Raw genomic sequence first — 22323 nt, 5'->3', positions numbered from 1 at the left:
CCCCATGAACACCCTGCCCTACGACCCGGCCCAACTGGCCAACCGGGCCGACGAAATCGTCGCCGCCACCCGCGAATTGTCCGCCCTGGGCTGGACCCCGGCCACCAGCAGCAACTTCTCGATGCGCCTGGACGATCGCCATGCCGCGATCACCGTGTCCGGCCGCGACAAGGGCAAGCTGCTGGCCTCGGACATCATGGTCGTGGACCTGGCCGGCAAGCCCGTCGCCACCGAGCACCGCCCGTCGGCGGAGACCCTGCTCCATACCCAGCTTTATGCCCGCTACCCGGACGTAGGCTGCGTGCTGCACACCCATTCCCACGTGCAGACGGTGGCCTCGCGCCTGTATGCGCCCCAGGGCCACGTGCACCTGGAGGGTTACGAACTGCTCAAGGCCTTCGCCGGCAACCAGACCCACGAGATGGCGGTCGACGTACCGGTGCTGCCCAACACCCAGGACATGGACGAACTGGCCGGGTGGGTCGAAACCCTGCTCGACCAGCAGCCGATGTGGGGTTACCTGATCAATGGCCACGGGCTCTATGCCTGGGGCAAGGACATGGCCGAGGCCCGCCGGCACCTGGAAGCCTTCGAATTCCTGCTGTCCTGCGAACTCGACCTGAGGAGACTGCAATCATGAGCCGCCTTCGGATCTTCAAGCACGATGATCCGGCCACCCCGCTGTCGGTGACCGAAGACCAGAAAGAAATGGCCGCCCGCCTGGCGCCCATCGGCGTGCGCTTCGAACAATGGCAGGCCAGTGCGCCTCTTCAGCCCGGCGCCTCGCCGGACGAGGTGATGGCTGCCTACCGCGCCGACATCGACCGCCTGGTGGCCGAAAACGGCTTCAACAGCGTCGACGTGGTGTCGATTTCGCCGGACAACCCGGCCAAGGACGCGGCCCGCGCCAAGTTCCTGGACGAGCACTACCACAAGGAAGACGAAGTGCGTTTCTTCGTCGCCGGCTCGGGCCTGTTCTCGCTGCACGTGGACGACAAGGTCTATGAAATCCGCTGCGAGGCCGGCGACCTGGTCGGCGTGCCCGACGGCACCACGCACTGGTTCGACATGGGTCCGGAGCCGAGCTTCATCGCCATCCGCTTCTTCACCGAAGCCGATGGCTGGGTCGGCCACTTCACCGGCACCGACATCGCCCGGCGTTTCCCCCGCTACGAGCCCGGCCAGGCGGGATGAAAACCATCCTCACCGACATCGAAGGCACCACGTCCAGCATCTCGTTCGTCAAGGACGTGCTGTTTCCCTACGCCCGGCGGGCGCTGCCGGCGTTCGTGGCGGCCCGCGGGCACGAGCCGGACGTACGCAAGTGGCTCGACCAGGTCGCGGCCGAAAGCGGCGGGTTGTGCCAGGACGACATGATCGTCGAGACCCTGCAGGGCTGGATCGACCAGGACCGCAAGCACACCGCACTCAAAGCCCTGCAAGGCATGATCTGGAAGGACGGCTACGGCCAGGCGGACTTCACGGCGCACGTGTATCCGGACGCGGTGGACGCGCTGCGGGCCTGGCATGCGGCGGGGCATTCGATCAATGTTTATTCGTCGGGATCGGTTCCGGCTCAGCATCTCTTCTTCGGACACTCCGACGCCGGTGACCTGAGGGGAATGATCTCGAATTGGTTCGACACCGAGATGGGCGGCAAGCGCGAGGCCGCCAGCTACCGGCGCATCGTCGAAGCCCTGGGCGTGCCGGCGGCGCAGGTGCTGTTCCTGTCGGACGTCGTGGAAGAACTCGATGCCGCGCGCGAGGCCGGCCTGGACACCGTGCTGGTGGACCGGCGTCAGGACTACCCTGCCCCGCGCCTGGGCGAGGCCACGCACGGCCATCAACGCGTCGAGGATTTCACCGCCATAACGCCCTAGGGCGACGCGTCCACCAGCCGATAGGTCGTGGACGCGCGGACCTCGCCGCGCCAGCGGTCGAAGGCGCGCACTTCCACCGCGTGGTCCCCGTCACCCAGATCCGTCGGCAGCGTTGCCCGCCACAGGTGGGTCGTGGCCTCGGCTTCGGGCAGACGGTCGTACCCACGCAGGATACTGGTGGCGTCGTCGAGCAGGTTCTCGCGGCGCAGCGCCGGGTCGGGCTCGTCGGTGCGTGCCATCGGGCGCCACGGGCCCTGGTTGATGCGGAATTCAACGCGGGTGTCGGCCTCGCCCATGTAGACATTGGCGTAAACGCCCGCCGCCGGGTAGGAACCGGTGCGCAGTACGCGGGGCGCGTGCAGGTGCATGGCCGCGTCGCCGCCGCGCGCGACCTGCCAGAACAGGCCGTAACTTCCGTCACTGCGGAATTCGGCCCGGGCGTAGCCGTTGGGCGTGCCGTCGGACATGCGCGCGTCGGGAATGCCGTCGGCGTCTTTTTCGCCGCTCCAGTAACCGCCGCAGGCGGCGCCCACGTTGTACTCGTGCAGCGGCTCGCTGCCGTGCCAGCCGTCGGCTGGCCCGTGGCGATAGTGGCGCTGCACGTGGCCGTGGGCGGTGAGCAGCAGGACGTTTTCGAACGGTTCCAGCATCGCGAACAAGCGCTCACGGTCTGATTGACGGAAGGTTTCGCGACCAGGCTCGTCGAAAAATGGAATGTGCGCGACCAGCACCAGGCGGCGATCACGCGGCACCGTCGCCAGGTAGGCCTCGAGGAAGAAGAACTGCTCCCTGCGCAGGCCACCGATGTACGGCTTGCCCGCCCGGGGCTGGTAGATGACGTCGTCGAGCACGATGAAGCTGGCTTGCGGTTCTTCCCAGGCGAACGTGTCCGGGCCGAAGTGGCGATGGAAGCTGTCCAGCGAACGGACGTCGCCCATGGCCTGGAAATCCAGGTCGTGGTTGCCCGCGGCGTGCAGCCAGGGCGTACGCAGGCGCGCAGTGAGTTCGATCATCCGCGGATACAGGGAGGCGTCGTCGCTGACCACGTCGCCCAGGGTCAGGCCGAGGTCGGCGACGGGATTGCCATCGGCGGCCACCACGAGCGGCGCCACGATGTCGCGCTCGTAATAAACAACGTCGACCAGCGTCTTGGGCTGCGGGTCGCCCATCAACAGAACCTTCAGCGGTTCGGGAGCCGGAGCGGCACGGGGGCGCAGCGCGAAGGCAGCGCAATCCACATCCGGCGCAGACTCGTCACCCCTGCGCGGCAAGGGACGCCAGAACGCCGGCAGGCCGTCGGCGCCGGTCGGCAGCCCATGGCTGGGCGGCTTGATCACGAACACGCTGGGCCCGTGCGCCAGCGGCAGCTTCCAGCGGCCCAGCGTGTCCGTACGAACGATCCGCTGCCCGTCGGAAACGGCGATGCCGGCCAGCCCCGGCTCGCCCTCGCCCTGCTGGCCATCCCCGTCGCGGTCTTCGAAAACCAGGCCGGCCCTGCAGGCCCGCGCGTGCAGCGCTTCAGGCATGGCAGCGCAGGTCACCAGCAAAAAAACCAGAAGTGCTCGCATGCCGGGCTCCAGGTCGGGAGCCGGCATTATTGCCTGCCTGCCCTCAGCCTGCAGCCGCAGCGTGGCGTTCGCGCAGCACGGCCTCGACATCGGACCAGCCCAGACCACGCGAACGCAGCAACACCAGCAGGTGGAAGGCGAGATCGGCGGCTTCGCCGAGCAAGGCGGCATCGTCCTGTGCGACGGCGGCCAGTGCGGTTTCCACGCCCTCTTCCCCCACCTTCTGGGCGATGCGGCGGGTGCCGTCGGCAAACAGGCGCGTGCTGTAGCTACCTTCGGGGCGCTCACGTTCGCGTTGTGCCACCAGGGCGTCGAGTTCGGGCAGGAATCCGCCGGGTGCGCTCGGGAAACAGCTGGTACGGCCCAGGTGGCAGGTCGGGCCGGCCGGACGCGCCTGCACCAGCAGCGTGTCGGCGTCGCAATCGGCTTCCAGCGACACCAGATCCAGTACGTCGCCGCTGGACTCGCCCTTCATCCACAGACGCTGTTTGCTGCGGCTGTAGAAGGTGACACGACGGGTTTCCAGGGTCGCGGCCAAAGCGGCGCGGTCCATGTAGCCCAGCATCAGCACGCGCTGGTTGTCGGCGTCCTGGACGATGACCGGCAACAAGCCCTGCTGCTTGTCCCAAGCCAGCGTCTCGATTTGTTCAGGCGTCATCTCGCACCTCGATGCCGCGCTGGCGCAGCGTAGCTTTCAGATCCCGGATCCGGACGGTACCGGCGTGGAAGACGCTGGCGGCCAGGGCCGCGTCGACGTCGGCTTGTTCGAACGCCGCGGCGAAGTGCGCGGACTCGCCGGCACCCCCGGATGCCACCAGGGGCACGTGGCAGACGGCACGCACGGCCTGCAGCTGTTCGATGTCGTAGCCACTGCGCACGCCGTCGGCGCCCATGCAGTTGAGTACGATTTCACCCGCGCCCAGGGCCTGCACGTCCTGCACCCAGTCCAGGGTGCGGCGCGGCAGCGCCTGGGTCCGGTCGGGGTCGCCGGTGTAGGCGCGCACCCGCCATTCACCGTCGTCATCGCGCAGGCTGTCGATGCCCACCACCACGCACTGCACGCCAAATTCAGCGGCCAGCTCGGACACCAGCGCCGGGCGGTCCAGCGCCGGCGTGTTCACCGACACCTTGTCGGCACCGGCATGCAGCACCGCCCGCGCCTGTTCGACGCCGCGGATGCCGCCGGCCACGCAGAACGGGATGTCCAGCAAACGGGCCACGCGCTCCACCCACGCGACATCGACGCCGCGCCCCTGGGGGCTGGCGGTGATGTCGTAGAACACCAGTTCGTCGGCGCCTTCGTCGCGATAGCGCAGCGCCAGGTCCTCGATCGCGCCCATGACCACGTGGTCACGGAACTGCACGCCCTTGACCACCTGGCCATCGCGCACGTCCAGGCAGGGGATCAGCCGGCGGCTCAGCATGGCGCACCCTCCGCCAGCGCTTCGCCCAGGTCGAGCTTGCCGTCGAGCAAGGCCTTGCCCAGCACGATGCCGCCGCAGCCGGCCTCGCGGGCCGCGGTGACGTCGGCGAGGTCACGGGCGCCGCCTGAGGCCTGCACCGCCAGCCGCGGGAAGCGCTGGCACAGGTAGCGGTACAGGTCGATGTTCGGGCCCGACAGCATGCCGTCGCGGCTGATGTCGGTGCACAGCAGGTGGCGCAGGCCGACTTCGTCATAAGCGGCGGCCAGGACGTCGAGTTCCTTGCCGCCCTCCTCGGTCCAGCCGTGCACCGGCAGGCGCCAGCGGCCCTGGGCATCGCGTCGCGTGTCGAGCGCCAGCGTCAGTCGCGCAGCGCCGTAACGCGCCACCCAGGCGGCGACGCGGCCCGGTTCCTTCACGGCCAGCGACCCGACCACGACGCGGTCGGCCCCGGCTTCGAGCAGCGCATCGACGTCGGCTTCGGCGCGCACGCCGCCGCCGGTCTGCACCTGCAGCGGCGTTTCGGCCTTGAGCCGCCGCAACAGCGGCGCCAGCGTGTAGCCGCCGGCGCGGGCGGCATCGAGGTCGACCAGGTGCAGCCAGCGGGCGCCGGCCCGGGCGTACTGCGCCGCCAGCGCGAACGGGTCGGCCGGGTAGCGGGTTTCCTGTCCGTAGTCGCCCTGGCGCAAACGCACCACGGCGCCTTCGCGCACGTCGATGGCGGGATAAACGGTGAAGGTGTCCATCACGAACCCTGTTCGATGAAGTTGGCCAGCAGGCGGGAGCCGAAGGGACCGGAGCGTTCCGGGTGGAACTGCGCGCCGGCGACGCGGCCGCGCTGCACGACGGCGGCGAACGCCTCACCGTGCTGGCTGCTGGCGAGGCAGCTGGCGTCCACCGGCGCGCAATAGCCGTGCACGAAATACACCTGGGCGCCTTCGGGAATGCCTTCGAGCAGCGGGCTGTCGGTTCGCCGCTGCAGCCGGTTCCAGCCCATGTGCGGCACGCGCAGGCCCGGCGCCGCCGGCATCCGCTGCACGCGGCCGGGCAGCAGGCCCAAGCAATCGACGCCGCCTTCTTCGGACGATTCGTAGAGCAGCTGCATGCCCAGGCAGATGCCGAGCAGGGGCTTGTCCAGCCGGCGCAGCGTTTCGACCAGGCCCAGTTCGCGCAGACGCGCCATGCCCGGCCCGGCCGCGCCGACGCCGGGCAGGATCACCCGGTCGGCGGCGGCGATCTCGGCCGCGTCGCCGCTCACCCGGGCTTTGATGCCCAGGCGCCCGAGCGCGTAGTGCACCGACCCGAGGTTGGCGCCGCCGGCATCCACCAGCACGACCTTCACAGCACACCCTTGGTGCTGGGCAGCTCCCGGCCTTCGCGACGCATGGCCTTGCGCAGCGCGCGTGCCACCGCCTTGAAACAGGCTTCCACCTGGTGGTGGGTGTTTTCGCCCTGCACGCGCAGGTGCAGGCTGATGCGCGCCTCGTCGGCGAGCGAGCGGAAGAAGTGCGGCACCAGCTCGGTGGCCAGGCCACCGACTTCGCTACGGCCGAACTGGCCTTCGAAGACGAAGTAGGGCCGGCCGGACAGGTCCACCGCCGCGCCCGCCAGGGTTTCGTCCATGGGCAGCGTGATGGCGCCGCGGCCGACCGAGTCGCCGTACCGGCTCACGCCGCGCTTGTCCTGCAGCGCCTCGCGCAGCGCCTGGCCCAGGGCCAGGGCACAGTCCTCGACGGTGTGGTGTTCGTCGATGTGCAGGTCGCCCTGGCAACGCAGGTCGAGCGCGAAGCCGCCGTGCTTGCCGAGCTGTTCGAGCATGTGGTCGAAGAAGCCCAGGCCGGTCCGGACCTTCGGCTCCGCCGGCCGGTCGAGGTCGACGGCGACGCGGATGCGCGTTTCCCGGGTGGTGCGCTCCACCACCGCGGTACGCGGCGCCGCGGCGAGCGCATGGGCGATGCCGGCCCAGGTGTCCGGGCCCGGCGCCAGGCGGAAGCCGCGGCAGCCGAGATTGCGGGCCAGCTGCAGGTCGGTCTCGCGGTCACCGACCACGGCCGAATTCTCCAGGTCGATCGAGCGGTCGCGCAGGTAGGGCATCAGCAGTCCCAGGCCCGGCTTGCGGGTGGGCTTGTTCTCGTGTTCGAAGCTCTCGTCCACCAGGATGTCGCGGAAGACGATGCCCTGCGATCCAAGCACCTGCAGCACCAGCGCCTGCGGCGCCTCGAACTGTTCGCGCGGGAAGGACGCCGTGCCCAGCCCGTCCTGGTTGGTCACCATGACGAACTGCCAGCCGGCGTCGCGCAGCTGCAGCATGGCCGGGATGACGCCTTCGACGAAGCGGACCTTGTCCAGGGCGTCGACCTGGTAATCGGGCGGCTCCTCGATGATCGTGCCGTCGCGGTCGACGAACAGGATGCGCTGGCCACTCATGCCGCCGCCCTCCCCGTCCGCAGCGCCGACAGCACCGCATCGTTTTCCTCGGCCTTGCCGATGCTGATGCGCAGCGCGTCGCCCAGCTGCGGCGAGGCGCGCATGTCGCGCACCACCACGCCGGCCGCCAGCAGGCGCGCGAAGGCCAGGCTGGCATCTTCAAAACGCACCAGCAGGTAATTACCCTGCGAAGGGTAGACCCGGCGCACGCCGGGGCACGCGGCCAGCTCCGCGCGCAGGCGTTCGCGCTCGCCGCGCACCGTCTGCACGTGCTGGCGGGTCAGGGCGAGCGCGGGTTCCGACAGGCCGGCCAGGGCCAGCTGCACGCAGGGCGACGGCAGCGGGTACGGCGCCTGGCAGTTGCGCAGCACCTGCACCAGGCTGGCGTCGGCCAGCAGGCAGCCGATGCGTGCCGCCGCGAGCGCGTGCGCCTTGGACAGGGTGCGAAGCACGGCCAGGTTGGGCTGCGCGTCGATGTCGCGGGCGAGCGAGGGCTGGTCGCTGTATTCCCCGTAGGCTTCATCGACGACCACCAGGGCCCGCCCGGCCAGTCGCCGTGCCAGGTCGCGCAGGTCGCCGGCGGCAATGGACTGCCCGGTCGGATTGGCCGGCGAACAGATGAAGACCAGCTTGGCGCCGTGGGCGATGGCCGCACTGGCGATGGCGTCGAGGTCGGCCTCGAAGCCGTTGCCGCCGTCGCGCAGCGGCACGTCCACCAGCGGCGCGCCCTGCAGGCGGGCACTGACCGCGTACATGCCGAACACCGGCGGCGCGATCACCACTGCGTCCTGGCCCGGCCGGCACAGGGCGCGGACCAGCAGGTCGATGGCTTCGTCGCTGCCGCGGCCGACCAGCACCTGCTCGGCGCGCACGCCGTACAGCGATGCCAGCCGGCTGCGAAGCGCCTCGGGCTGGGGCTCGGGGTAGCGGTTCACGCCCAGGCCGCCGTCGGCGGGATTGCGCCAGGCGCTTTCATTGGCATTGAGCCAGATGCTGCCGTTGCTGCCGCTGCGGCGCGCCGAGGCATAACCGGCGAACGCCCGCAGGTCTTCGCGAACCAGCTCGAGCAGCGCGCTCATGCCGACGCCTCCAGGCGCCGGAGCACCGACTGCGCATGGGCTTCCAGGCCCTCAGCACGCGCCATCGTCACCGCCGCCGGGCCGATGGCGGCCAGGCCTTCCCGGCTGACTTCCTGGTAGCTGATCGCCTTCTGGAAGCTCGCGACGCTGACGCCGCTCCAGGCACGCGCGGCGCCGTGGGTGGGCAGCACGTGGTTGGTGCCCGAGCAGTAGTCACCCAGGCCTTCTGGCGCGTAATCGCCCAGGAAGACCGAACCGGCGCTTTCGACCTTGTCGAGCCAGGCCCGCGGTTCGCGCAGGGCCAGGATGAGGTGTTCGGGGGCGTAGTCGTTCGACAGCGCGAAGGCTTCGTCCAGGTTCGCGACCAGGCACAGGCGGGCGTGCTGCAGGGCCTGGCCGGCAATCTCGCGGCGCGGCAGTGCCATCAGCTGGCTGCGGACCTCGTGGTCAACCGCATCGATCAGCGCCGCCGAGTTGGTGGCCAGGATCACCTGCGAATCCGGCCCGTGTTCAGCCTGCGACAGCAGGTCGGCGGCGACGTGCACCGGCGGTGCGCCGGCATCGGCGATCACCAGCACTTCCGACGGGCCGGCGGGCATGTCGATGGCCGGGCCGCCGGCCATCATCGCCGCGTGCTGCTTGGCGGCGGTGACGTAGCGGTTGCCCGGTCCGAACAGCTTGTCGCAGCGTGGCACCGAGTCGGTGCCCAGCGACATCGCGGCGATCGCCTGGGCGCCGCCGAGCTTGAAGACCTGGTCGATGCCGCACAGCTTCGCCGCCACCAGCACCGCCGGGTCGGCGCGGCCGTCGGCGCGTGGCGGCGTGCACAGCACCACCTGCGGACAACCCGCCAGCGCCGCCGGCACGCCCAGCATCAGCGCGGTGGACGGAAGCGGCGCCGAGCCGGCCGGCACGTACAGCCCGACCCGCGCTATCGGCCGCAGCATCCGCCCGCAGGCGACGCCGGGAGCGGTGTCCACCTCGAAGCCCGCGCCCATGCCGGCGCGGTGCCAGGTTTCGAGGCGGGCGATGGTTTCGACCATGGCAGCGCGCAGCGCCGGGTCCAGGGACGCTTCGGCGTGGGCGAATTCGTAGTCGTCCACCGCGAACTGAGCCAGCTCGACGCCGTCGAAGCGGCGGGTCAGCGCCCGCAGGGCGCCGTCGCCGTCTTCACGCACCTGGCCGAAGACGCGGCGCACCGCGGTTTCCAGTTCGCCCTGCTCGCTGCCACCGGGGCGTGCCAGGGCGCGCTCCCGGGCCTGGGGGCCCATCGATGTCCAGTCCAGTCGCTTCATGCCAGCATCTGCTCCACGGGCAGCACCAGCAGGCCCGTGGCCCCGGCGCGCTTCATGTCTTCCAGCCGCTGCCAGGTCATGGCGCTGCGGCAAAGGGCCTGCAGGGCGACCTGGTCGCGCTGGCCCTCGATGGCCATCACGGTGGGCGGTTCGGCGTCGGGCAGCAGTTCGATCAGGCCCGGCACCGCGTCGCGCGCGGCCTGGAACAGGACCAGCTTGCTCGCGCGCACGCTCAGGACCGCGTCAAGGCGGCGCAGCAGCATCGCCGCCAGTTCGGCGCGGGCATCGCCGAAGGGCTGGGCCGGCGCGGCCAGCACGGCCTGGCTCTCGAACACCTTGGCGGCTTCCTTGAGCTGGTTGGCCATCAGGGTGGCGCCGGTGGACACCAGGTCGCAGATGGCCTCGGCCTTGCCCAGGCGCGGCGCGATTTCCACCGAGCCCGACAGCACCACCGGATCGGCCGCCACGCCCTGTGCCGCCAGCCAGCGCGCCAGCAGCTGCGGATAGCTGGTGGCGATGCGCAGGCCAGCCAGGCGTCCGGGGCCGGGCCAGTCCCAGTCATTGGGCACGGCCACCGAAAGCCGGCAGCGACCGAAACCCAGCTCGCGGATGGCGCGGTAGGCCTCCGGCTGGCCGCTGGCGGCGCGTTCGAGCGCCTGCTCCTCGAGCACGTTCTGGCCGACCACGCCCAGGTCGCAGGTGCCTTCGGCGATCAGGCCGGGGATGTCGTCATCGCGCACCAGCAGCAGGTCGATGGGCAGGGATTCGCCATAACAGAACAGCCGGTCGCGGCTTTCCCGGAACGCCAGGCCGGCGCGCGCGAGCAGGTCGCGGGCGGGGTCGGACAGGCGTCCGGATTTCTGGATGGCAATGCGCAGGCGGTCGTGCGTCCTCATGACGCCCTCCGGGTCGGTAAAAGGGGAATTCAGTGCGCCGCGTCGTGCGGCAGGGTGTCGGCGTGGCGTTCGGCGGCGAGGCGGTAGCCGCCGGCGCCGCGCTCGAGGCAGCGGGCGACGCGGCCGATGGTGGTGACGCTGACGCCCGTGCGCTCGTGGATCTCGCGGTAGGGAACCGCCTGCTGCAGCAACGGGATGACCCGCCAGCGGTCGGCCAGGGCCTCGAGTTCGGCGGGCGTGCACAGGTCCTCGAGGAAGGCCCGCAGCTCGGCCGGTGCCCGCAGGCTCAGCAAAGCCGCGACCAGGGCGTCGAGGTCGGCGTTGTCGGGGCGGGTGGCGGGATCGCGGCGCTTCATGGGCGGCCAATGTAATAACGCGCTATTACATTGTCAAGCGCCTTTTGCGGGTCGGTTCGGCTGGTCATCCCTGCGCACGCGGTCTAGAGTTGGGCCGACTCGGGGGAATTCGGCGGCTATGCGTCCAATATCGGTGTTCCTGGCGTTGCTGCTGGTCGCCATGGCCTCGATGGCCCAGGCCCAGCCAGCGCAACTGGACGAATACTCCGACCAGCTCCCCCTGACGCCCCACCTGGGCTATTTCGTCGACCCCGACGGCCGCGCCGACGCCACGGCCATGTTTGCCCGCGCCGGGCGCGGCGAGTTCGCGCCCCTGCCCGGCGGCAGCGACGCGTTCGGCTTCACCGAGGGCGCCTACTGGTTCCACGCCGAAGTCTTCAACGCGCACCCCAGCTTGCGACGCTGGCTGCTGGTGCTGCACTACCCGCTGCTCGACAACATCGACCTGTACCTGCGCTACCCGGACGGCCGGGTCGAGCACATGGCCTCGGGCGACAACCTGCCCTTTTCGGCGCGCAGCATCAGTTACCGGCAGCCGAACTTCTGGCTCGACCTGCCCCAGCGCAGCCGGGTGGAATTGCTGATGCGGGTGCAGAGCCGCAGCTCGATGCAGGTGCCGCTGGTGCTGTACACGCCAACCGCCTTCGCCGAGCGCGAACGCGACACCCAGTTCGGCATCGGATTGTTCTACGGCATCCTGGTGGCGCTGTTTTGCTACAACCTGGTGCTGTGGCTGTCGCTGCGCGATGCCAGCCACTTCTGGTACATGTTCCACGTCGCGGGTTTCGGCCTGGTAGTGCTGTGCCTGAACGGCCTGTCCTTCGAGTACTTCTGGCCCAATTCACCGTGGCTGGCCAACCACTCGATCCCGCTGTCGATGGCGATTTCGCAGGTCGCGATGCACCAGTTCTGCCGCGTCTTCCTGGAACTTCCCGAGCGCATTCCCTGGGCCAACCGGGTGTCCCTGGGGGTCATGGCCTTCTACCTCCTGATGGGCCTGGGCTCCTTCGTCCTGCCCTACCGCGCGGTCGTGCTGCCGATGACCCTGGCCGTCTTCCCGGGCGCCCTGTTCATCCTGGCGCTGGCGCTGATCTCCCTGCGCCGGGGTTATGCGCCGGCCAAGGTTTTCCTGCTGGCCTGGGGCTGTTTGCTGTTCGGCACCGCGCTCTACGCGTCGGTCTCCTTCGGGCTGCTGCCCAAGAACTTCCTCACCGAATACGGCATCCAGATCGGTTCGGCGCTGGAGATGATCCTGCTCTCGTTCGCGCTGGCCTACCGCTACGCCAAGCTGCGCGGGGAAAACGAGGTGCTGGTGCGCGAGCACAACGAACAGCTCGAACGCCACGTCGCCCGGCGCACGTCCGAACTGAGCACGGCCCTTGAGCAGCTGGCCGAAGCCAACCAGCGCCTGCGTGAATCCAACCGCCGCGATGCCCTGACCGGGCTGTTCAACCGCCGGCATTTCCGCGACCTGTTCGAACACCAGATGCACCACGCCGCCGAGCACCGGCAGCCGCTGGGTGTCCTGCTCATCGACCTGGACCACTTCAAGGGTGTCAACGACACCCATGGCCACCTGGCCGGCGACGAATGCCTGCGCTGGATGGGCCGCTGCCTCACCGACAGCCTGTCGGTGCACGGCGCGGTGATCGCGCGTTTCGGCGGCGAGGAGTTCGTCGCCGTCGTGCCGGACATGGCCGGCGACCGCCTGCTGCACCTGGCGGAACAGCTGCGGGTGCGCATTTGCAGCGAGCCGGTTCGTTACGCCGGCAGCAACATCGGCATCAGCGCCAGCATCGGCGTGTTCGTGCTGCGCCCGGGCAATGGCCTGGGCGTGGACGACGCCCTGCTCCGCGCCGACGATGCCTTGTACGCGGCCAAGGACCGCGGCCGCAACTGCGTGCACGCGGCCGAAGACGTCACCGGGTAGTTCGCAGCCGCCCTGTGGGAGGGACTTCAGTCCCGAAAGGCTTCGGGACTGAAGTCCCTCCCACAGGGGTACACGGTCAGTCCAGGGCCTGGCGCGCGGCGCGCAGCAGGGTGCCGCGGCGAACCAGTTCGACGGCGACGTTGACGTCACCGTCCATCGCCCGGTCTCGCGGCATGAACGGAATCGCCTCGCGAAGCGCGGCCCAGGCGGCACGTACGGCGACACCGGGTTCGAACTCGGCCGACTCGGCCAGCTCGCGGCGCAGGCCTTCGACTTCCTCCAGGAACGGCACCCGGTCGGCATGGCCGGGCAGCGGCGCACCCTGCACCTTCGCCGCCAGTCCCTCGGCGTCGGCGGCGCGCGCCAGGGCGCGGGCGGCGTTGATCATGTCGCGGCGGTAATCCAGGGCCTGGGCGGCGGTGTAGAGCTCCAGCGCCAGCACATGCGCCAGGTCCTCCACCATCTCCAGCACGTGGCGGCCTTCGTTGGCACCCATGGATACGTGGTCCTCGGCGTTGGCGCTGGTCGGCACCGAATACACGCTGGCCGGGTGGGCGCGGCTGCACAGGTCGTTCACCAGCGCGGCGGCGGTGTACTGCACGATCATGAAGCCGCTTTCGGTGCCATCTTCGTTGCCGATCAGGAAGGCCGGCAGGCCATCGTTGGTGGCCGGATCCACCAGCTTGTTCAGGCGCCGCTCGGAGATCGAGGCCAGCACCGGGATGGCGGCCTTGAGGTAGCTCATCGCCAGCGCCAGCGGCATTCCGTGGAAGTGGCCGGCCGAGACCACCTGGTCTTCGATCTCCCTGGCGCCTTCCAGCCCCGGGAACAGCAGCGGATTGTCGGTGACGGCATTGAGCTCGATGTCGATCACGCGCTTGGCCTGTTCCAGCGCGTCCCGCACGGCGCCATGCACCTGCGGGATGCAGCGCAGCGAGTAGCTGTCCTGCGGCTGGTGCTTCTTGCCGCCCCGGAAGGGCCGGAACCGCTGGTAGAAGCGTTCGCGGCCATGGCGCTGGGTGAGCGGCACCCAGTCCCAGCCGATGTCGAAGCCCAGGGCCTGTTGCTCTTCGTCCTGCCAGCTCTCGGGCTGCCAGGAACGGAATTTCGGCACCAGGTGGTAGGCGATGTCGGACAGGGTCGAGCCGGCCAGCAGTCGCTGGAGCTGCCTGGCCACGTGCACCTGGCCCGGATGCGGGCGCAGTGCGTGCACGTGCGGGTCGAAGGCGCGCAGGCGGCCGGCGAAGGCGTCGAGCGTCATGGCGCCGGCGAGATCAGCGGTGTCGAGCAGGTCCTCGAGCTTTTCGATCGCCAGCACGGCGGTGGCCAGCATCTGGGCGGTGCCGTTGTTCAGCGCCAGGCCTTCCTTGTGCGACAGCGTCACCGGCTGCAGGCCGGCGCGTTCCAGGGCCTCGGCACCGGGCAGCCGCTGGCCGTCGTAGAAGGCTTCGCCGCCGCCGAGCAGCACGATGGCCAGGTGCGACAGCGGTGCCAGGTCGCCGCTGGCGCCGACGCTGCCCTTGCGCGGCACCACCGGCACGATGCCGGCGTTGAGCATGGCCGCCAGCGCTTCCAGGACCTGCGGGCGGATGCCCGAGTGGCCCATCATCAGGGTGTTGATGCGGATCGCCAGCATGGCGCGCACGACATCGGGCGCGAACGGTTCGCCCACGCAAACGGCATGGGTGACGATGAGGTTGCGCTGCAATTCCTGCAGCACGGTTTCGCCGGTCTCCACCGCGCCGGGCATGCCCTGGCGCACGCGACGCGAGCCCAGCAGCTTGTCGGCGTTGGAGCCGAAGCCGGTGGACACGCCGTAGATCGGCTCCTGCTTCTTGACCTGGTCGGCCAGGAAGTCGGCGGCGCGCTGCACCGCCTTCATCTGGCCGGCGTCGAGCGTGACCGGCGCGCCGTGCGCGATCTCGGCCACCTGGGCGCGGTTGAGGCTGCGGCCGTCGAGGGTGATGGGCTTCATGTCAGACGCCTCCCATGGCGCGCTGCTGTTCGATTTCAACCCGCAAGGTCCTGGCCAGGTCGTCGCGGGCGACTTCGAACTGTTCCTTGGCGCGCAGGTCCTTGACCGTGACCACGTTGCGCGCGGCTTCATCCTCGCCGTACAGCACAACGAACCGGATGCCGGCCTTGTCGGCGTACTGGAACTGCTTGGCCAGCTTCTTGGCTTCCATCTGCACTTCGGCATTGATGCCGGCGCCGCGCAGCTGGCGGGCGATGTCGAGCGAATCGGCCAGGCGGGCTTCGTCCATCAGGCCGACCATGACGTCCACCGAACTTTCCGCCGTGGACAGGATGCCGGCCTCGCGCAGCTGGAAAAACAGGCGCGTGGCGCCGATGGAAATGCCGACGCCGGGGAGCCGGGACTTCGTATAGGAGCTGGCCAGGTTCTCGTAGCGGCCACCGGAGCAGACCGAGCCGATCTGCGGGTGCGCGTCCAGGGTCGTTTCGTAGACGGTGCCGGTGTAGTAGTCCAGGCCACGGGCGATCGAGAAGTTCACCGCGTAGTCGGTCTCGGGCACGCCCTGGGCCTTGAGCAGCCCGATGACCTCCCGCAGCTCGGCCACGCCTTCGGCCAGCGTGGTGTTGCCGCTGCCCAGTGCGTCCAGCCGCGCCAGCGCGTCGGCGTGCGAGTTCGAGCGCACCTGCACGAAGGCCATGATCCTGTCGGCGACATTGTCGGCCAGGCCGAAATCCGGACCGACCAGTGTCGCGCGCACGGCGTCCGCGCCCCGCTTGTCGAGCTTGTCGATCTCGCGCAGCACCAGCGCCTGGCGTTCGCCTTCGGCGATGCCCAGGCCTTCGAAGAAACCACGCAGGAGCTTGCGGTTGTTGAGCTGGATGGTGAACTCGCCGACGCCCAGCTCCGAGAACACGGCGTGGATGACGGCGGGCATCTCGGCGTCGTGGCGCACGCTGAGCGTGTCCTTGCCAATGACGTCGATGTCGCACTGGTAGAACTCGCGGAAGCGGCCGCGCTGGGCGCGTTCACCGCGGTAGACGCGCTGGATCTGGTAGCGCCGGAACGGGAAGGCCAGGTCGTGTTCGTGCTGGGCGACGTAGCGGGCCAGGGGCACGGTGAGGTCGAAGCGCAACGCCAGTTCGGGCTGGCTGCCGTCGCTTTCGGCGGCATTGGCCAGGGCGCCCGTGGACTGCACGAAATAGACCTGGCGCTCGGTCTCGCCGCCGGTCTTGGTCAGCAGCACTTCGGACAGCTCGAACACCGGCGTTTCCACCGGCAGGAAGCCGAAACGTTCATAGTTGCGGCGGATGACGTCCAGCATGCGCTGGAAGGCAATCTGGTCACGGGGCAGCAGCTCCATGACCCCGGGCGTGGTGCGGGGCTTGATCAAGACGGCACTCCTGGGCGAACCGCCGCATTCTAGCGGCTGCGGCCCGCCGGGCGCGCCCCGCCGGACCCACCCGGCACGTCGGGCTTGCCGAATCGGGCCCGAGTCCCTAGAATTGCCGGCTCGATCCCTCGGGGTGTAGCTCAGCCTGGTAGAGCGCTACGTTCGGGACGTAGAAGTCGCAGGTTCAAATCCTGTCTCCCCGACCAATCGAACCCAAAAGGCCGCCTCGTGCGGCCTTTTTGTTTGCCGGCTGCCTTCACACCTCCGCTACACTCCCCGCAACCACACCGTCGGGGAAACGGATGAGCTGGATCCTGGGTTTCATTGGCGCGCTGCTGGGCGCCCTGGTCGCCGACGAAAGCCGCATGTTCTTCGGGTTCCTGGCCGGCGCTGGTCTCGGCGCGCTGTTTGGCGCCCTGCTCCGCCTGCGTAGCCGCCTGGGCCAGCTCGAACAACAGATGGCCGCGCTGCGTGGCCAGACCGCGGCGGCCACTGCCCAGGCCCGCCCCGCCCCGGCCGCCATGCCTGAAGCGGAAGCCTCGAGCACGGGCACCCGCCCTGAAGTGGATGCCCCGGCGGTTTCGCCCGGCCCCGGACCGACGTCCACCGCCCCCATCGAAACGACGCCAGCGCCCGCCCCGGCTTCCGGCGTGCGCCAGCCGCCGCCGATCCCCGGCCAGCCCGGACCCGCAGCCGCCCGCGCCGTCGCCGCGACCGCGCCGGCCCCACGCGTCGAAGCTCCGGCCGAACCGGCCGAACCCGACCCCCTCACCCGTGCCGTGCTGGCCGCCAAGGCCTGGCTGTTCGAAGGCAACGTGCCGGTGAAGCTGGGCGTGCTGGTGCTGATGTTCGGCGTCGCCGCGGGCATCAAGTACGCCGCCGACGCCGGCTGGCTGGTGGTGCCGATCGAGCTGCGCCTGGCGGGCATCGCCGCGGCCGCCATCGCCCTGCTGATCTGGGGCCTGCGCAACGCCGCCGAGCGCCCGGCCTTCGGCCTGAGCCTGCAGGGCGGTGCCATCGGCATCCTGCTGCTGGTGGTGTTCGCGGCCTTCCGACGTTACGAGGTGCTGGCTGCCATGCCGGCCTTCGCGATGGTGGTGATCCTGGTCGCTGGCGCCAGCGTGCTGGCGGTGAAACAGGACGCGCCGGCCCTGGCCGTGCTGGGTTTCATCGGCGGTTACCTGGCGCCGGTGCTGCTGTCCACCGGCACCGGCAACCACGTGGCGCTCTTCAGCTATTACGCCGTGCTCAACGCCGCGGTGTTCGCCATTGCCTGGAAAAAACCCTGGCGGGCGCTGAACCTGGTGGGCTTTGTCTTCACCTTCGCCATCGGGGGCGTCTGGGGCGCGAAGTACTACCGGCCCGAGCTGTTCGCGACCGTCGAACCGTTCCTGGTGCTGTTCTTCCTGTTCTACGTCGCCATCCCGGTGCTGTACGCGCTGGCGGGCCGCCGCAGGAACGGCAAGGTCGACGGCACCTTGCTGTTCGGTACGCCGCTGCTGGCCTTCCCGATGCAGGTGGGCCTGCTCGAAGGCGACCGTTTCGGCCTGGCCACCAGCGCGGTGGTTGTGGCCGCCATCTTCGCCGGGCTGGCGCTATGGGCCACGCGCAATGCCCGCCTGCGCGACCTGGCGCAAAGCGCCGCCGGCATGGGCGTGGTGTTCGCCACGCTGGCGATCCCGCTGGCGCTCAACGCACGCTGGACGTCCGCGGCCTGGGCCCTGCAGGGCCTGGGCATGGTCTGGCTGGGCCTGCGCCAGGGCCGGCGCCTGACGCGCTGGTCCGGCCTGGTGCTGCTGGTGCTGGCCTGCGGTGCGTGGGTGGTCAGCCTCGTTGATTGGAACCTGGGATCGAGCTTCGACCGGGCGGACCGCTTCGTGATCAACGGCCACGCCATGAACCTGGGCCTGCTGGCCCTGGGCTGGCTGGGCGCATCGTTCTTCTACATGCGCGCCGGCGCGTCGCGGGTGCTGCAGATCCTGCTGTTCCTGGTCGGCCTGGGCTTCTGGGTACTGTTGGGCGTGCGCGAGATCGCGGTCAACCTCTCGCCCCAGTTCGATGCGTTGTATTACGCCGGCTTCTGCCTGCTGACCGCCGCGCTGGCCGCCGCCCTGCGCAAGCCGATGGTCTGGCCGCGCCTGTCCTGGCCGGTCGCCGCCTCGGTGGTGATGCTGCTGCCGCTGTCGCTGTTCTCGCAGGACCATTACGACACGACGCTGTTCGACTGGCCGCTGCTGCTGTGGTGGCCGCTGCTGGCAGGCGCCCTGCTGACGCTGCGGGCCCTGCGCGCGCCGCGCTCGTTCGGTCTGATCCTCGCCCACCTGGCCTGGCTGAGCACCGTCGCGATGGCCGGTGGCATCACCCTGGTGCGCGTGCTTGGCGACAGGGAAGGACTGGCCGACGGCTGGTTGTTGCCGGCGGTGCTGGCGCCGCTGGCGGTGCTGTTCGTGCTGGCCTGGAAACGCCCCGACATCGGCGGCTGGCCGGTCGCGGGTGAGTTCCCGCGCTGGCGGAGCGCCTGGCTGGCGATGGCCGGGTTCGGTCTGGCCATGGGCTGGCTGTTTGGCCACTTCCTGGCGGGTGACAGCTCGCCCCTGCCCTGGTTGCCGGTGCTCAACCCGCTGGAACTGTTCCTGCTGCTGGGACTGGTGACCGCGGCGCAATTCCTGCGTTCGCACAGCGACGTGCACCGGCTGGGCTGGCTGGCCTGGGCGGGCGCGGCCTTGTTCACGCTTTCCATGGGCGTGCTGCGTGCCTGCCACCAGCTGGCCGACCTGCCCTGGTCGGCCGACCTGCTGGGCGAGACGCTGGCGCAGGCCAGCCTGACCGTGGCCTGGTGCGTGGCCGGCGTGACCGTCTGGATCCTGGGCTCGCGCCGGGGCGATCGCGCACTGTGGTGGCTGGGCGCTGGCCTGCTCGGCGTGGTGCTGCTCAAGCTGCTGGTCGTGGATCGCCAGTTCGTCGGCAACATCGCCGGCATCGTGTCCTTCGTGGTCGTGGGCCTGCTGCTGATCGTCGTTGGCCGCATCGCCCCCACCCCACCCCGTTCGGAGTAAGCGCATGCGCCTTTCCATCCTGACTACCGCCGCACTGGCTTCCCTGTTCGCCGCCGCCGCAGGCGCGGCCGACACCGCCCAGGACTACGCCTGGCAATGGCCCATCCAGACCGAAGGCGAGGCATCGGCCTACGTGCTCGAGCTCGATGCCGAGGTGCTGCAATACGTCACCCGCAACGACCTGCGCGACCTGGCCGTCTTCAATGCCAATGGGGAACCCGTGGCCTTCGCGCCATGGCCGCCGAAGAAACTTGAAGAGGCCAAGCGCGACCCGGTGCCCTGGCTGCGCGTGCCCCTGCCTGCCGCCGGGCAGCCCGAAAGCCTGGCCCTGCGCCTGGAGCGCGACGCCAGCGGCCGCCTGCGCGGCCTCGACCTGCGCACCCAGGAAGATGCGCCGGTCCCCGACGAACGCCACGACCTGCTGATCGACCGCGGCGACGAGCCGCCGCCGGTGTCCGTGCTGCACGTGGCCCTGGCCGAAACCGCCGAGCTGCCGGTGAACCTGCGAGTCCGCCTGAGCGCCTCCGACGACCTGGCCGACTGGCAGCGCCTGGGCAGCGGCATGCCCCTGGTCGCCCTGGACGACAACGGCCTGCGCATCGAGCGCCTGCAGCTGGAATTCCCCGCCACCGACGCCCGCTACCTGCGCCTGGCGATCGAAGGCGACGGCAACTGGCCGGCGCTGGCGTCGCTGTCCGCCGAACGTCGTGTCGAGAGCGGCGACGACCGCGCGTGGATCGAACTCGAACTCACCGGCACCGCCTACACCCAGCAGCCGGGCGTCTACGACTTCATGTCCCCCGGCCCCGTCGCCGTGGCCCGCGCCGACATCCAACTGGCCGACGCCAACACCGTCGCCGCCACCCAGATCGGTTCGAAGAATCCCGGCGAAGACTGGTGGCGTCCGGTCGCCAACTTCGCCGCCTTCCGCCTGGGCAGCGGCAGCGACGAAGTCCGGCACCTGCCACCCGACATCGACAGCCGCCGCGACCGCGAGTGGCGCCTCACCACCCAGCCCGCGCTCACCAAGGCGCCCAAGCTGCTGCTGAGCTACCGCCCCGAGCGTTTCGTGCTGTTGGCCCAGGGCCCCGGCCCGTACACGCTGGCCGCGGGCAGCCTGCGCGCCGAGCGTGCCGACTACCCGGTGAAGGCCGCACTGGAAGCCTCCAGCACCCCGCCCGCGCCCGCGACGTTGGGCATCCGGATGGAAGCCGGCGGTGAAGCGGCCCTGGCGCCGAAGCGGGGCCAGGACTGGCAGCGGTGGTTGCTGTGGGCGGTACTGGGTGTGGGTGCAGCCCTGGTGCTGGCGGTGTCCCTGAAGGTACTCAGGCACCCCAAGGCCGACTAGCCTCGGCGCAGCGGTTCGCCGTGCCTTGAGTATGTCTGGAAGAATGCAGGCACCGAGTCGAGAGACACCCCAGGCCTTGTCGAGGGGAGATCGCAGCCAATGAACGATCCACATCAGCCCGCGCATCGGGATCCGGACGGTTTTCGCGTGCGTGGACGCGAAATGACGCGCATCGAAACTTTCACCGATGCTGCCTTTGCCTTCGCGCTCACGCTGCTCGTCATTTCGCTTGATCCGCCGACCACCATGCAATCGCTGGCCGACACGCTGGTGCATGTGCCGGGCTTCCTGCTCGGCGCCACCCTGCTCATGGTCTTCTGGAACGCCCACCACCGCTGGAGCCGACGCTTCGGGCTCGATGACAGCAATACGATCCTCCTCAGCTGCCTGCTGGTTTTCACGGTACTGCTGTTCGTCTATCCGCTGCGCTACATGACCAGCGCGCTCTCGGGCTTTATCGCGACGCTCACCGGGCTGCCGGTGGGCCCCGAGCTCGATACGCTGGGTCTGACCGGACGTGAGGACGTCAACCGGATGTTCGTCGTCTATGGCGTGGGATTCATGGCCATGTCCGCGAGCATCGTGCTGCTGAACGTGCACGCCTGGCGACGCCGTGCGCTCTTGGGCCTGAGCCATGCCGAGCGGGTCGAAACCAAGGTGGAAATCGTCACATGGTGCGTCCTTTTCACGGCGGGCCTGCTCTCGACGGCGGTCGCTGCCGCGATGCCGCATGCCATGCCCGTTGCGGGCTGGGTCTATGCGCCGCTCGGCGTGGTGATACCGCTCTTCGCGTGGTTCACGCGCTGGAGAAACCGGGAACCATCGCCACCTCCGGACGCCACCTGATCGCCGGCAATCCCCGGCTTCAGCCGAATGCAGCCTGCGCATCGAGCGCCACGATGAGCCGGTCGAGGCCGCTCAGACGATCAGCGCGCTTATCACGTGCAAGACCAGGTCGACGGAAAAGTGGGCCGCGATGGCTGCCAGCAGCCCCAAGCGCCAGAAACACCAGCCATAGAGGATTCCGACCGCAACGTTTCCCGCGATCGTCGCCCCGACGGCGAAGGGCGCTGAAGCGCCATACGAGACCAGCTGCGGCAGATGCGCCAGGGCAAAGCCCATCGATGCCAGGACGATCACGAGCCAGAACACGGCATCGCGGAGCGCGCCGACGCGCAAGACGCGGCCGGCCACCCAGAGCAAGGCGGACATCAGCCCGAACCGGAACCAGACTTCTTCGCCGACGGCGGCGCCCACGGAAACCGCCAGTCCGCCGCCGACGCCGCGAAAGCCGAGCTCGGGGAGCTCCGGCGGAAGGTAGGGTTGGCAAGCGAAGCGCAGAGCCAGCAAGACGCCACCGAGCAGGAGGCCGAGCCCACTTGCGAGCGCGATGCCGCGTCCCACGCCGCCGGCCGATCCTCCCGAGCCCGCGCCGCTTCGCAGGATGCCCAGTCCCAACTGGCGCCCTGCGACCACCCCGACCCAACACGCCGGCAACGTCAGCAGGGTCAGGAACACGAAACTGGGAAGGGCGATCGAAGCGAGGCTCTGCCCGGCGTCGAGGCGGCCGAAGGCCAGGCTGATGAACTGGGCTGCCATCACCGCCAGGTAGATGCCCGCCATCGGCAGCAGTACAGGCCCGCCTGCGCCCTGCCTGGATCCGGCCTGTGCAGATTCAGCCATCGGTGCGTCTCCCGAACGC

Annotated in this window: 20 protein-coding genes and 1 tRNA gene; 8 read left to right on the top strand and 13 right to left on the bottom strand. The window is 69.7% G+C overall.

Translation table 11 applies throughout. From position 1 onward, the window contains the following. Window positions 1-4: 4 nt before the first annotated feature. The 3 genes from N788_RS00450 to mtnC are packed head-to-tail and all read left to right on the top strand — an operon-like array spanning window position 5 to window position 1880. Window positions 5-640, top strand: coding sequence for a methylthioribulose 1-phosphate dehydratase (locus N788_RS00450; protein ID WP_034219892.1), 636 nt, complete (start codon window positions 5-7; stop codon window positions 638-640). After that, a complete protein-coding gene (locus N788_RS00445) occupies window positions 637-1194 on the top strand; it encodes a 1,2-dihydroxy-3-keto-5-methylthiopentene dioxygenase (RefSeq protein ID WP_034219890.1) in 558 nt (185 codons plus the stop codon). Before N788_RS00450 ends, N788_RS00445 begins: the two co-directional genes overlap by 4 nt. Next, complete coding sequence (gene mtnC, locus N788_RS00440; RefSeq protein WP_034219889.1) at window positions 1191-1880, top strand: acireductone synthase; 690 nt, start codon at window positions 1191-1193, stop codon at window positions 1878-1880. Before N788_RS00445 ends, mtnC begins: the two co-directional genes overlap by 4 nt. Here the strand turns inward: mtnC and N788_RS00435 are convergent. The 10 genes from N788_RS00435 to N788_RS00390 are packed head-to-tail and all read right to left on the bottom strand — an operon-like array spanning window position 1877 to window position 10922. Beyond that, window positions 1877-3448 (bottom strand): calcineurin-like phosphoesterase C-terminal domain-containing protein, encoded by a 1572-nt coding sequence (locus N788_RS00435; protein ID WP_034219887.1) that lies wholly within the window; start codon window positions 3446-3448, stop codon window positions 1877-1879. The genes mtnC and N788_RS00435 overlap by 4 nt on opposite strands. Before the next feature lie 43 nt (window positions 3449-3491). Beyond that, window positions 3492-4106, bottom strand: coding sequence for a bifunctional phosphoribosyl-AMP cyclohydrolase/phosphoribosyl-ATP diphosphatase HisIE (gene hisIE, locus N788_RS00430; protein ID WP_034219885.1), 615 nt, complete (start codon window positions 4104-4106; stop codon window positions 3492-3494). Next, window positions 4096-4872 (bottom strand): imidazole glycerol phosphate synthase subunit HisF, encoded by a 777-nt coding sequence (gene hisF / locus N788_RS00425; RefSeq protein WP_034219884.1) that lies wholly within the window; start codon window positions 4870-4872, stop codon window positions 4096-4098. Before hisF ends, hisIE begins: the two co-directional genes overlap by 11 nt. Further along, window positions 4866-5615 carry a 1-(5-phosphoribosyl)-5-[(5-phosphoribosylamino)methylideneamino]imidazole-4-carboxamide isomerase gene (hisA, locus tag N788_RS00420; RefSeq protein ID WP_034219881.1) on the bottom strand — a complete coding sequence of 250 codons (750 nt, stop codon included), beginning with the start codon at window positions 5613-5615 and terminating at the stop codon, window positions 4866-4868. Before hisA ends, hisF begins: the two co-directional genes overlap by 7 nt. Continuing rightward, complete coding sequence (gene hisH / locus N788_RS00415) at window positions 5615-6211, bottom strand: imidazole glycerol phosphate synthase subunit HisH (protein ID WP_034219879.1); 597 nt, start codon at window positions 6209-6211, stop codon at window positions 5615-5617. The genes hisA and hisH overlap by 1 nt, the downstream gene beginning before the upstream one ends. After that, a complete protein-coding gene (hisB, locus tag N788_RS00410; RefSeq protein ID WP_034219876.1) occupies window positions 6208-7296 on the bottom strand; it encodes a bifunctional histidinol-phosphatase/imidazoleglycerol-phosphate dehydratase HisB in 1089 nt (362 codons plus the stop codon). The genes hisH and hisB overlap by 4 nt, the downstream gene beginning before the upstream one ends. Then, on the bottom strand, window positions 7293-8375 hold the full coding sequence (gene hisC, locus N788_RS00405; protein WP_034219874.1) for a histidinol-phosphate transaminase: 1083 nt from the start codon (window positions 8373-8375) through the stop codon (window positions 7293-7295). Before hisC ends, hisB begins: the two co-directional genes overlap by 4 nt. Then, window positions 8372-9670: a histidinol dehydrogenase gene (gene hisD / locus N788_RS00400; protein ID WP_034219871.1), complete on the bottom strand. Its 1299-nt coding sequence runs from the start codon at window positions 9668-9670 to the stop codon at window positions 8372-8374. Before hisD ends, hisC begins: the two co-directional genes overlap by 4 nt. Beyond that, a complete protein-coding gene (gene hisG / locus N788_RS00395) occupies window positions 9667-10566 on the bottom strand; it encodes an ATP phosphoribosyltransferase (RefSeq protein WP_034219869.1) in 900 nt (299 codons plus the stop codon). Before hisG ends, hisD begins: the two co-directional genes overlap by 4 nt. 29 nt (window positions 10567-10595) lie before the next feature. Next, on the bottom strand, window positions 10596-10922 hold the full coding sequence (locus N788_RS00390; protein WP_034219867.1) for a YerC/YecD family TrpR-related protein: 327 nt from the start codon (window positions 10920-10922) through the stop codon (window positions 10596-10598). 118 nt (window positions 10923-11040) lie between these two features. Between N788_RS00390 and N788_RS00385 the strand changes: the two genes are divergently transcribed. Beyond that, window positions 11041-12852 (top strand): sensor domain-containing diguanylate cyclase, encoded by a 1812-nt coding sequence (locus N788_RS00385; RefSeq protein WP_160171895.1) that lies wholly within the window; start codon window positions 11041-11043, stop codon window positions 12850-12852. A gap of 76 nt (window positions 12853-12928) precedes the next feature. Here N788_RS00385 and N788_RS00380 read toward each other — a convergent pair whose 3' ends face one another. Together N788_RS00380 and hisS are read right to left on the bottom strand one after the other, a co-directional pair. Continuing rightward, window positions 12929-14827, bottom strand: a complete 1899-nt coding sequence (locus tag N788_RS00380) for an HAL/PAL/TAL family ammonia-lyase (RefSeq protein WP_034219862.1) — start codon at window positions 14825-14827, stop codon at window positions 12929-12931. 1 nt (window position 14828) lies between these two features. Continuing rightward, window positions 14829-16217: a histidine--tRNA ligase gene (hisS, locus tag N788_RS00375; RefSeq protein ID WP_034219861.1), complete on the bottom strand. Its 1389-nt coding sequence runs from the start codon at window positions 16215-16217 to the stop codon at window positions 14829-14831. A gap of 129 nt (window positions 16218-16346) precedes the next feature. Between hisS and N788_RS00370 the strand changes: the two genes are divergently transcribed. From N788_RS00370 to N788_RS00355, 4 genes are all read left to right on the top strand, one after another. Continuing rightward, a tRNA-Pro gene (locus N788_RS00370) sits at window positions 16347-16423 on the top strand. Window positions 16424-16519: 96 nt separating this feature from the next. Next, window positions 16520-19273, top strand: a complete 2754-nt coding sequence (locus N788_RS00365; protein ID WP_051924191.1) for a DUF2339 domain-containing protein — start codon at window positions 16520-16522, stop codon at window positions 19271-19273. 4 nt (window positions 19274-19277) lie between these two features. After that, window positions 19278-20621 carry a DUF3999 family protein gene (locus tag N788_RS00360; RefSeq protein WP_034219860.1) on the top strand — a complete coding sequence of 448 codons (1344 nt, stop codon included), beginning with the start codon at window positions 19278-19280 and terminating at the stop codon, window positions 20619-20621. A gap of 99 nt (window positions 20622-20720) precedes the next feature. Beyond that, window positions 20721-21467 (top strand): TMEM175 family protein, encoded by a 747-nt coding sequence (locus N788_RS00355; protein ID WP_084695802.1) that lies wholly within the window; start codon window positions 20721-20723, stop codon window positions 21465-21467. Window positions 21468-21539: 72 nt separating this feature from the next. Here N788_RS00355 and N788_RS00350 read toward each other — a convergent pair whose 3' ends face one another. Beyond that, window positions 21540-22304 (bottom strand): CPBP family intramembrane glutamic endopeptidase, encoded by a 765-nt coding sequence (locus tag N788_RS00350; RefSeq protein ID WP_084695801.1) that lies wholly within the window; start codon window positions 22302-22304, stop codon window positions 21540-21542. Window positions 22305-22323: the final 19 nt, after the last annotated feature.

Source organism: Arenimonas donghaensis DSM 18148 = HO3-R19 (assembly GCF_000743535.1).
Classification (GTDB): domain Bacteria; phylum Pseudomonadota; class Gammaproteobacteria; order Xanthomonadales; family Xanthomonadaceae; genus Arenimonas; species Arenimonas donghaensis.
This window is presented reverse-complemented; position numbering and strand designations above follow the sequence as displayed.